The following is an 11665-nucleotide window of genomic DNA, read 5'->3' as shown; positions in this document are numbered from 1 at the left end:
GAGTCAAATTACATTTTGAAATAAAAAAGATAAGCCACTATCTATAACCGGTTAATTGCGGTTATAGGTAATAGCTTGTTTGCCCATTTGTATCCAAGCTTGAATAAATTCAGACTTAGGTGCTTTTTTATTTTTCGTACCTGTCAATGGGTCATTAAAATAAATATATTTCTCATCATATCCGGTGATTAACACGGAATGCTCCCGGTATGTTATTTTTATAGGGCCTTGCGGGGTCTGCCATTCAATAAATTCAGACGGAGGAAGTATACGAAAGGTTGTGTTGGTAATAACCCAAACTGGGGTACCTTCAGACAAATACTTATATATTTCTTCAAATGATTGTCCTGTTAAATCAACGATTTGGTTTGGTAAATAAATCTCGGCTAATTCTTTTATAGGTTTATGATAGACACCATATCCCGGTTTCTTTATTGTATACATGTCACCAACAAACCCTTCATTTGGATGTCCATAAAATACTTTTCCATTATGTATTCGATAAGGGGTTGGATTTTTCTTTATTTGCTTCGCTAGTGTCATCTTGTCTACATTGATTCCCGCGTGATTCAAAAGCATTGCCAGACTTGTTACCTCGCACCCCCTTGGTAGTTCTGGGAGTTGCGAGAAAAGGGGGGCATCAATGAGAGCTGATTTAACCGGGATTTGTTCTTTTGAATGTCTAGATGATGGATTTCTCGCTTCAACTTTATTTTTATATGATGTTTTCTGTACTAGATTGTTTATAGCGTCGACCATATTTTCAGAATTTACATAATGGAAAAATAGAGTTAAAAACAATAGGAAAAAAGCGATATAGGATCCTATTGCTAGTTTATATAACTTCTCATTGGTTGGCTTTCGTAAAAGAAAAATAGAAAGTGAAACAATCATAAAGGCTAAAAAAAGTATAATCCCTAACATGACAGTTGCAACTCCTTTGTTAAACTTGCTGTTTTTATATTATCAACTAAATTTGCAGAAACAATGGAGATGATTCTTATCATGTAATTATTGTAACAATCTCTAAAAAATCCATAATTTCTCCACATTTTATTGTTTTAATATGTTTGTGTTTGAGGAATGAGAATATCATTGAGTGAAAAGCTACTAATTTTTGTGTTGATATGTTTCTAGTATGAGAATATCGTAACAGGTTTCAGGAGGAATAATTTATGTTAAAAGTTCATTACAGGAACCTATAGATGGTATAAAAATAGAGTTTGTTAAATTTAAATAAGATCAAAATATTATATTTTGCTAACCCAAGTCTTGATACAATCTATAAAATTTAAATTTGATAAAGTGGGGGAATAGCAATATCATGTGCGGTTTTATTGGTTGTATTCATGATCATCCAAGAATCGTCGATGAAAAATGGAAAGAAACGTTTCAAGAAATGAATGATATCATTACTCATCGCGGTCCTGACGATGGTGGTTATTTTTTTGATGAATACGTGAATTTTGGATTTCGACGCTTGAGTATTATTGATCTTGAGACAGGGCACCAGCCATTGTCCTATGAAAATGAACGATATTGGATCATATTTAATGGGGAAATCTACAACTATGTGGAATTGAGAGAAGAATTGCTTGCAAAGGGATATAAATTTACTACTCATTCCGATACAGAAGTCATTATTGCTCTTTATAGTGCTGAAAAAGAAAAAGCTGTAGAAAAGCTTCGAGGTATGTTTGCTTTCGTCATCTGGGACAAACAAGAGAGAACGATTTTTGCGGCACGTGACCCGTTTGGCATAAAACCATTTTTCTACATGGAACAGGGCGACCGTACGTTTTTTGCTTCCGAGAAGAAAAGTATTTTGCTCGCTCTTAAAAATGATTTATTAGACTATGATTCACTGCAGCATTATTTAACATTCCAATATGTACCTGAACCGATGACGATGTCTGTTGGTATTAAAAAGTTAGAACCGGGTCATTATATTAAGAAAAAAATCGGTGAAAAATTAACCATTCATCGCTATTGGAAAGCCCAATTCCAACCTATCATCAAATCAGAAGATGAACTTGTCAAAGAAATTCGCAACGCGCTGTTCGATTCCGTGCAAGTGCATATGCGCAGCGATGTGCCGGTAGGTTCGTTTTTATCAGGAGGAATTGATTCATCCTTCATTGCAGCAATTGCTAAACAATTCAATCCTAATATCAAGACATTTTCTGTCGGCTTTGAGCGGGAAGGCTTCAGTGAAATTGATGTGGCAAAAGAAACAGCGGAAAAGCTGGGCGTTGAGAATATTAGCTATGTCATTTCACCAGAGGAATATATGGCGGAATTACCGAAAATTATGTGGCATATGGATGATCCACTTGCCGATCCTGCGGCAGTACCGCTTTATTTTGTTGCCCGGGAAGCAAGAAAGCATGTAACGGTCGTTCTTTCCGGTGAGGGAGCTGACGAGTTATTTGGCGGTTACAACATTTATCGTGAGCCACAGTCATTGGAACTTTTTGAGCGAATGCCAAGTACGGTTAAATCAGCTTTGAGAGTGATTGCAGGGCTACTCCCGGAAGGAATAAAAGGAAAAAGCTTTATTGAGCGCGGTACAACACCAATGGAAGAACGATATATCGGCAATGCGAAAATGTATAGCGAGACAGAAAAACAAGAACTGCTAAAAGGATATAAGAGGGGATTAGAATATACATATATTACAGCTCCTTTTTATAGAGAAACAACTCATTATCCTCCTGTAAACCGGATGCAATATATTGATATTCATACATGGCTGCGAGGCGATATTTTATTAAAAGCCGACAAAATGACGATGGCCCATTCATTAGAGTTGAGGGTTCCATTTTTAGATAAAAAGGTATTTGAAGTAGCCGCCAAAATTGCTCCGGAAATGAAAACGACAAACAAAACGACGAAATATATTCTACGAAAAGCAGCAAAAGGAATTGTTCCAGATCATGTTTTAAATCGCAAAAAATTAGGATTTCCGGTGCCAATTCGTCATTGGTTAAAAAATGAAATGCATGATTGGGCGAAAAACATTATAAAAGAAAGCGCAACCGATCATTTATTTAATAAAGATGTATTGTATCGTTTACTAGACGAACATTGCAAAAATAAAGCAGACCATAGCCGAAAAATCTGGACCGTCCTTGCTTTTATGATTTGGCATCAAGTATACATGGAAAAGAAATACGATTTTACAAATATATATAGAAAAGACAAGCTGTCGCTATTAATCTAATTTGACTGATTTTCGTTGCCTGTCTTCTATTTGCACCCAAGCTTCTAAAAATTCAGCTTTGGGTGCTTTTCTATTTGATGGATATGAGTTTACATTAAATGATGTGTTTAATTATTTTCTAGACCATCCAAAGCGGAAAGTAGAAAAGGTAGATGGTTTTGAAGTATTGATTATTTCAGGAGGAATTAAACCAGAAAGACTCGATTTAAACTTGATAGAAACAACGAATCCAGTTTATGATAAGTCGATAACGAAATATTTAACTGAGAGTTCAAAGAGCGCCTTTATTTTTCCTTTTGGAGGTAATACGTTAGTCCCCGATGAGATAGCGTATTATTAACAAAAAATTCGGGGAGAGAATGGTTTGACAGTATTACAGGAGTTAACCAAGATATATGCAGAGTATAAAAAACAAAATAAAAAATGATTTTTTATTACATAAAACATTATTACATGTTTAATATACATAAATTGGTGTATTAATAATTAATTGACAGTAAATGTAGTTACTACCTGACAATATTTATTTAAACACGGGGCTTTGGCTCCGTGTTTTTATATTTGCATATTCAATAATTATCAATAATTATAAATTGATTCCGTAACCACATCGCATGTTCAATAAAAAAGCAGGATTGAACCCCTTGAAATTTAAATGATGCTTAGTAAGAGAGCAAAATAACGTAAGATAAAAAAGGAGGAGTTCTCATGTCAGAAATACAGTCGTTAATTGCATGGGCAGAAAAGGCCTCAGATTTTTGTTTGTTGCTGTTTGTTTTTATAATCATCGTCGCATTCGCTGATTTAGCCATTCATCTTTGCTTTAAAAATTTTTCCCAAACGAAGGTTTACAGATACGTGAAATATGTTATTGGAATTGTAATTTTACTGTCGATTTTTGGGGCAGTCATTTATTCGTTTTTAATGATTTGAGCAGAGGGTGAACATGGATGAAGCAGAAGGAAAACGATAAAAGTGGGATTAAGTTTTTGATTAGTTTAATCACTTTGATCATTTTGTATTACATCCGCGATTTGCTGAAATGACATACGGATTAAGGTATAGGGAGGGGAACAGTAGGCTTTTTAAGCTTAACTGTTCTCTATTTTATTCATAACGGTATTATATAAGACTTTTGCAATAAATACAGGTGATTATAAACATAAAGGTAAGAGATGAAATAATGTAAGAAGGGAGGGAACGGACATGAAATACACAGTAGAAGAATTAATTGAAATCAATTTTCTGTATAAAGATTCTGTTTTGAAAAGTGCTGTTGAGATTGAGCCGTATAAACAGGTTTCTTTAGTACTTAAAACAGAAAACGGAACCGTTTTACACTGTGTCTTGCCTTATTTTGAATACATGCAGATTAACAAGAATTTTTACATAGAAGAAATTCCGATGTTGATTGACCTGTTTAAACAAGATGTCACTTATGAAATTGTGAAGACTCCAAAGTATAACTACTACAAATTAAGTTTTCCAGACATTAAACAGAACTATATATTGCAGGAAAAAGTGTTTCATTACATCATGAGTAATTATTTGATGGCAATTAGCCGTAACTAACAAATAATTTAATAAAGATATACTCACAAGTGGAATTTTTCCAGAATAGTCCTAACAAGGTATATAAACAGCGTTATACTTAAACATCATTTACACTTTTTGCTACTTTTTCATCTTCATCTTTTCGTGGGGAGAAGAGAGGTTTAATTATAGCCTCTTTTCTCATTCGAAAGGGATGCAGGAGATAAGAGAAAAAGCACGAAACTCAATAAAATATAGATGATTAGTTTAGGGGGGAGGAATGGGGCAATTTTCCTATTTTATTAATGGAATCGCTTGACTTCTTTATTTTGTTTATGTATCTGATAATGTAGAATTTTATATTTCAGTTTATAATATTTACTATACAGATAACGGTAATTTCGTTAGGGAGGGGAATATATTTGTTAATACAACCGAATTCTGTTGTATTTGATGGGGAAGAAAATAGTTATAAAGTATTAGAGCCTATTGGAAATGGGAGTTTTGGATATGTTTATAAAATCGAAAAAGAATCTGATAAAAGTATTTGGGCATTAAAAACTTTGCCGTCTAATTTCCCGAACAGCGAGCAACTTCTGAGTTTTCAAAATGAGAGCGTCATGGCTATGAAGGTTTCGCATGAAAATGCAGTGAATTATGTTTTTGTTCATGATGGAAGCAAATATTCTGAATTGCCTCCATACATTATAATGGAATATGCTAACGGAGGAACTCTTCAGCAGGTAATAAAGACTGCAATCCGAAAGAATGAATTTATTTCTAATAAGGATTTGCTTGACTATTTTCACCAGTTAATTAATGGCATGGAGCATATCAATAGTATTTTAATTCATAGAGATATTAAGCCGGATAATATCTTGCTGCATAACGGAATAGTAAAGATATCGGATTTCGGTTTATCCAAAATAGTTCATGATGGAACTAGGCAAATGACTTTTAAAGGGTTCGGCCATATTAGATATATGGCACCAGAAGGATGGAAACTGGAGAAGAACACTATACAAATGGATATTTACTCAATGGGTATTATATTTTATGAACTAGCCACCTTACAGCATCCTTTTAATCTGCCGCATCACGCAGATGTTCAGGATTGGAGAAACGCTCATTATTTTACTAATCCGCCATCGCCTAAATCAATAAATCCTGCTTTAACTACTACAATGACACAAGTAATTATGAAAATGATAGAAAAAAGTACTGCAAAGAGATATAAAAGTTGGCAGGAAATTAGAAATGACTTGCTTATTGATAATGAACCACCCACTGAAAACTCTAAAATCATTGAAAATATGATTAATATTCGTTTAAGTAAGGATATCTCAATTCGGGAAGAACAATTAAAGCAGGAGAAAGAGAGGCAAGAGAGAAAGAACTACTTAAAAATGATTAACTATCAATACGCCAATGATATTTACAATCCTATTAAAGAATTTATTGAAGAGTTTAACAGAAGATATACTGGCGGACAAATAACAATGACACCGCTGAACTCGATGGATTCAAGTGAGATATATACTAAGATCCACCTTGTCTCAGGCAAAACACTAACAATCCAATTAAAAGCATTATTTGACAATGATTTTATCCGAGAGGTGCCATCACAATTTGACAGGGGAATAACTCATAAAAAAGTTGTAAGACCTGTACTTAGAGATAATAAGAAAATACTGGCTTGGGGATATTTAAAAAGCCCGGATAATACAGGGTTTAATATTCTGCTTGTAGAGAATAAAGAAGATATATATGGCGAGTGGGTTATGCTAATCAATACAAATAGTGGTTTTGGCAGAGTGAGAAGACCAGAGCCGTTTCCATTTGAATTTAATGAACTTGAAAAAGAAATTCCATTAATATATGCACTGCATATTTATAACACAGAAGTTCTTCCCTTAAATATTGAGAAATTTCAAGAGTTTATCGTAATGTATAATTAACAGCCTAAACACTAAATAACTTTTGATAAACGGTAGTAGTTCATCATAATCAGTAATACATTAATTGCACGCGTTTTTTAATACGGGAAAAGAGACTAATCACAGACCACTGGAAATTATTCAGTGGTTATTTTTTACTAAAATATTTGGTACAATCGCCAAAAACAGTTTAGAAGTTGGAGTATATTTTTACAGAAGTAACTTTATATAGTAAAATATTGTAAGAAATTAGTGGACTATAATAAAAAACATTGTTGGAGGGAATTATGAGTCTATATCGGTACCAAATTGAAAGAGCAGTGTTTTTTAGAGTTCCCGGAATAAAGAAAATTAATTCAATCGAAAATGGTTTAGGAAGAATTACATTATTTATTGGAGATGAGAACGGTAATGCTACGAAGGAAATCATTGATTTAGCCAGACAAGTGGTAGAAAAAAACAGACCTTTAGGAATACAAGTAATCATTGAGCCTTTTTGTAATAGTCCTTTTCCAAATAAAGGTTTATATGAACTGCCTGAGCATATAAGAAGAGCGCACATATTTTCTGCTACTCATTCTGATATAGAATTTTTAGTAAAAAGTTGTATTCCTAACTGTGTTTATTTTGACTTAATAACTGTAAGTGGTGGAGTTATTCACGTATATATTGCTGATAAAAACTTTGAAGCAGACAAGGAGATGATTGAAAAAGCAAAATCTATATTAAAAGAGTTATTTCCTTCTGATATGTCTATATCGGTTTATAAATTTGAGGAAAAGATGTTAGACTCTATTGAAGAAAGAAGAAAAAATTTTTTTATTCAAACTAGTCGCTTTGATGTTTTGGATTATGAGGATGATCATATAAGAGATATTGCTAAGCGTGATGAAGAGCGTTTCGGTGATACGTTAGGTAAATTAATAAACGGTGAAATCAAATACACATCTATTATCGATAATAGGTTACCTAAAGGTGGAACAATTTATGTCGATCCCTTTATTACAGAACAACAACTTTCAATTCTTTTAACACTATATTCTAAAGTGTTTTATCCCATTTTACCGGATAAAAATAATTCTTATAAGGCATTAAATTCTTTACCTATAGATTTAGTTCTTGCATTGGCTAGAAAAGGTAAACTTATACCCATTTTCAAAAATCCTTTGCATAAATACAAGCCATCTACAGTTAGAAAATTTTTAGAGGATAAGGACATAAATGTTATATTACCTCGTCAATTAGATGGTTTGACTATCCTTACCTTAGCAAATCAATTCCCATTTTGGAAAACGTTTAGGGAGAACCCACAAGTTGCTGCAGAAGTGAGTTATAACGTATCTTTGATTAATAAAAAACTGTTAGAAAAAAATCCAACTCAAACTTTACTAGTAAACGCATTAACAGAAACAACTGATATCCACATACAAGTTGCTGAGGCTGGAGAAGCATGGTTTATGAATGAAGGACATATTGCTGCCGGAAGTATAACTGCTGGAGGAGCCGTACAATCATTAATTTCATATTTGAGAAATAAATTGTCTTCAGAAGTATCCGATACAATATTTATAGAATCGCATATGTACAGCACGCAATTGTCAATAGCAAGAGCGCTTGGAGCAGTATTTTATCCTAGCATTGTTCGTAATGAAAAAATTTTAAATTTAGTATCCCATTTACATGCTGGTTCAGATACAAATTTGTTGGTTCCTAAAATCGATGAAATGGGCGTTGTATTAAAGAATTTAAAAATAATATGTCCAGAAAATGTATCGATTCTTGATTATATAGATGTTTTGAATGATTCTGAGGTGAAGAAATTAAGGAACATTATCACAGAAATAGTCAACCAGTCTAGTGGTTCGTATGAGAAATTGCTTGAACAAGTAGAAGTTGTTAATAATGAAATTCGTAAATGGAATAAATCCTGTGGTCGTCTTATTCAAGAAAAAATTGATATACTAGGTTTAGGTTTAGAATTTGCTTTATTACCTACCGGATTAACTGTTCCGCCACTAACCACCTCTTTTGTAGGAATAATTTTAAAGGCGTTGCTTGGGGAAAGAATTGAGGATATCGAAGATCGGATTTATGCGAAAATAGGCGGTGTTTCTCCTGCTGCATTAAGAATTCAGAGGATTCGAAGCAATATTCAAAGGTTGGAGTAAAGAGTTGCTTTTACTGCAAACTTAAATTTTTTGATGATCCGGGTGAGACGGTGTTTAGCGAAAAAATTTACAAAGAAGTCGATAGTGCTATAAAAAGTTTTGGTTAGAAGATTATTAAAAAAGATTAATTATTTGCAGTATAGTTTGCTGAAAGAGGATTCATTGAAAAATGCTTTTTATTATCACTTGAGAAGACGATTGGGCGATCATTACTTATTGAATAATCATTTAAGGATATATACAGAATTTTATTATATGGGATTGCGTGCAGATTTGGTTGTTGTCAAACTGAATGAAAATCCGGGGGAAAATGGCCATTTGAAAAACGACGTAGACGAAATCATTGCAGTGGTTGAAATGAAATATAAATATGATTTATCAGACAAACCATTTCTAAGTGACATTGAAAAAGTGCGGAGGAGTATTGAAGAATATAAAATAAATGCTCTCTATTATTTAGCGTTTATCCATGAAGTTGAATATGAAATAAATTCAACATTTTCTTGGATAGACATAGAGAAAATCTCCATGGGCAAAAGGGCGAGTCGTTGAATTGAATGGCTATTTTGTTGCAGAAAAACAAGAGCCTGTTTGGGAAGTTGTTTCTTATAACGGACTAAACGAAGATAATATGTAAACAATAGTGCTAAAAATATAATTGAAACTGCATTAGCGTAAGTCAAAAGAGGAACAAAAAATTCCTTCTTTATTATTTTGGATCTTTACAAAATTATAGTTATATAGTAAGATTTTTATAAATAATTAATATTTGTAAAAAAACGAAAAAGGTCAGCAATAAGAAAACCAATCAAAACACTTTAATTCAAAGCACTAATCAACACCCTTTACTGGAAACATCGGTTAGAACACTTTATTTAAAACACTAATTAAAATACGTCTGACCTCCGAATGGAGGTAGATTGTATGTATAAAAACGAAGATGAATTACCAATTACTTTAACTGCAGAAGACATCAAGGAGATCCTGCAAATTGGTATAACAAATGCATATGAATTACTCAATAGTGGACAGTTTCATGTTGTTAAAATCGGAAGACAATTAAGAGTAAGCAAAACTGTGTTTCTTAAATGGTTAAATGGTACAAACGAGGCTGGATGATGTACAGCCTCGTTTTTTATTGCTTTTCGTATTAATTTGGAGGATTTGGTGTGGATTTTGGCGGAGGAATAGGTGAAAAAAGATAAAAAAGGATATAATTAAATAAGAATTTAATTTCTATGAGTATCAATAAAATATTGATTTAATAAGGTTTTTTAAGGTTAGATAAAACTAATTAAAATTATGTATAAATAATAAATTCCACCTTGACAGGGTAGAGGTCGCTGGTTCGAGCCCAGTCGGAATCATCTAATCGAGAAGCTTGAAGTCCTTGTGTACCAAGGGTTTCGGGCTTTTTCATTTTTATAGGAAAAATCTTGCTCATTTCGTTGGTCACAAGTTTGCTCACAGATTCAGTGGTCTAGCTATTAAATAGTTGGATTGCAAGACGGTTAGACGCATCTTTTTGCATGTTAGGTAAAACATGTGAATAGATATCCAACGTAATTTTCACATTACTGTGACCCAACCGCTCCGATATTAATTTAATGTTTTCACCTTGTTGTAGCATTAAACTTGCGTGTGTATGTCTTAAATCATGAAATCGAATTTTAGGTAGATTGGCTTTCGTAACCAAGTTATTGAATGTTCTTAGTAAGTTTCTCGGGTTGATTGGTTACCCTTAGAACTACAGACAACAAGGTCAAAGTCATTGTAGACAGTCCCACACTTGAGCTTAGTTGCGACAACTTTTTTCTGTGTTGTTTAAGAACTGCTATGGTGTAAGTATCTAAACCGATTGAGCGATTACCCGCTTTACTTTTAGCCCTATCTTTAAATTGTTTTGTGTTAATGTTTGCTTTACATAAAGACGTTCATTTTCAAAGTCGATATCTTTCCAACGAAGACCAAGTATTTCTCCTTGTCGCATTCCAGTCATGACTGCAAGAAAGAAAGCGGTATAGTAAGGACTGGATTTTGCAACTTTAAGAAATGAAGTTTTTAGCATGTACCTGAAGCCGTAGATTTATGTTCCTAGATTAATCTGGTTCAAGGATCACATTCTGAAGGGGATAAATGGTAATATATTTTAATTTGCTCCTATGCCTATGGTAGAAGATTAAAGGTTTTTAATATCTCATATATTGTTGCAGCAGTTGCAGCAATTTGAACAATGCCAACAGAGATTTTAATTGCTAATTGTCTTCCAGAACTACTTTCAATAATATTCTGCACAAGTTTAACAATGCCTACTCCTATACCGTAAAAACCAATGAAAAGAACAAACAACAAGACCCAGTTCAACCAAATTATTGGGAAGAAATAATGTAGAATTGCCCAAAAAATTATTAATCCTAAGCCAATACCAAGGTCATCGAAACCAAACTTTTTTTCATTGTTTAACTTGTTTAACTCTATCCCTAACCCTATAATACCAAAAGCCATCATTAAGGAACTCATGATCAAAGAGATGACCTCTGAACCAAGATAATCAGGTGAGAAATAAATAAAAATAGCTATAACTATTAAGGAAAAAGAAAAACCAATGCCGCTTGCTATAGAATCTAAACTTGTATTTTGCTGTGAGTCTCTACTCACTTTTATCCTCCTAAGTTGATTATTTTCTAGTATTTCAATACGAACCATGATGGAAGATGTTTCATTAAATTTTTGTTCTGTTAAAAATCTTAGTTGACCACCAAATAATGAAATGGATGTTCATAATAACTACCAACTATTTATCG

Annotated in this window: 11 protein-coding genes; 7 read left to right on the top strand and 4 right to left on the bottom strand. The window is 33.1% G+C overall.

Translation table 11 applies throughout. From position 1 onward, the window contains the following. Positions 1-51: 51 nt before the first annotated feature. Complete coding sequence (locus tag GFC28_RS08045) at positions 52-924, bottom strand: C39 family peptidase (RefSeq protein ID WP_042411611.1); 873 nt, start codon at positions 922-924, stop codon at positions 52-54. Between the two features lie 400 nt (positions 925-1324). On the opposite strand from GFC28_RS08045, the gene asnB reads away from it, so the two are divergent. From asnB to GFC28_RS08005, 7 genes are all read left to right on the top strand, one after another. Next, positions 1325-3223 (top strand): asparagine synthase (glutamine-hydrolyzing), encoded by a 1899-nt coding sequence (gene asnB, locus GFC28_RS08040; RefSeq protein ID WP_042411608.1) that lies wholly within the window; start codon positions 1325-1327, stop codon positions 3221-3223. A 708-nt stretch (positions 3224-3931) separates the two neighbouring features. Beyond that, a complete protein-coding gene (locus GFC28_RS08030; RefSeq protein WP_042411605.1) occupies positions 3932-4156 on the top strand; it encodes a hypothetical protein in 225 nt (74 codons plus the stop codon). Positions 4157-4429: 273 nt separating this feature from the next. Next, positions 4430-4795: a hypothetical protein gene (locus GFC28_RS08025; protein ID WP_042411602.1), complete on the top strand. Its 366-nt coding sequence runs from the start codon at positions 4430-4432 to the stop codon at positions 4793-4795. 383 nt (positions 4796-5178) lie between these two features. Then, positions 5179-6714, top strand: a complete 1536-nt coding sequence (locus GFC28_RS08020) for a serine/threonine-protein kinase (protein WP_042411600.1) — start codon at positions 5179-5181, stop codon at positions 6712-6714. 266 nt (positions 6715-6980) lie between these two features. After that, the gene (locus GFC28_RS08015) at positions 6981-8861 is read left to right on the top strand and encodes a hypothetical protein (protein WP_044741690.1); all 1881 of its coding nucleotides are present in this window, start codon (positions 6981-6983) and stop codon (positions 8859-8861) included. Between the two features lie 162 nt (positions 8862-9023). Beyond that, positions 9024-9413, top strand: coding sequence for a hypothetical protein (locus GFC28_RS08010; protein WP_042407524.1), 390 nt, complete (start codon positions 9024-9026; stop codon positions 9411-9413). Between the two features lie 372 nt (positions 9414-9785). Continuing rightward, a complete protein-coding gene (locus tag GFC28_RS08005) occupies positions 9786-9980 on the top strand; it encodes a helix-turn-helix domain-containing protein (protein ID WP_042407523.1) in 195 nt (64 codons plus the stop codon). Positions 9981-10341: 361 nt separating this feature from the next. Here GFC28_RS08005 and GFC28_RS19970 read toward each other — a convergent pair whose 3' ends face one another. The 3 genes from GFC28_RS19970 to GFC28_RS07995 form a co-directional block, all read right to left on the bottom strand. Continuing rightward, positions 10342-10557, bottom strand: a complete 216-nt coding sequence (locus GFC28_RS19970; RefSeq protein WP_172798645.1) for a tyrosine-type recombinase/integrase — start codon at positions 10555-10557, stop codon at positions 10342-10344. A 153-nt stretch (positions 10558-10710) separates the two neighbouring features. Continuing rightward, positions 10711-10929 (bottom strand): tyrosine-type recombinase/integrase, encoded by a 219-nt coding sequence (locus tag GFC28_RS20240; protein ID WP_066329647.1) that lies wholly within the window; start codon positions 10927-10929, stop codon positions 10711-10713. Between the two features lie 98 nt (positions 10930-11027). Continuing rightward, on the bottom strand, positions 11028-11519 hold the full coding sequence (locus GFC28_RS07995) for a hypothetical protein (protein ID WP_052660901.1): 492 nt from the start codon (positions 11517-11519) through the stop codon (positions 11028-11030). Between the last annotated feature and the right edge of the window lie 146 nt (positions 11520-11665).

It is taken from the genome of Anoxybacillus sp. B2M1 (assembly GCF_001634265.1).
Classification (GTDB): domain Bacteria; phylum Bacillota; class Bacilli; order Bacillales; family Anoxybacillaceae; genus Anoxybacteroides; species Anoxybacteroides rupiense.
Note: the sequence above shows the minus strand (reverse complement) of the source record. Positions and strands in the feature narration are given on the sequence as shown.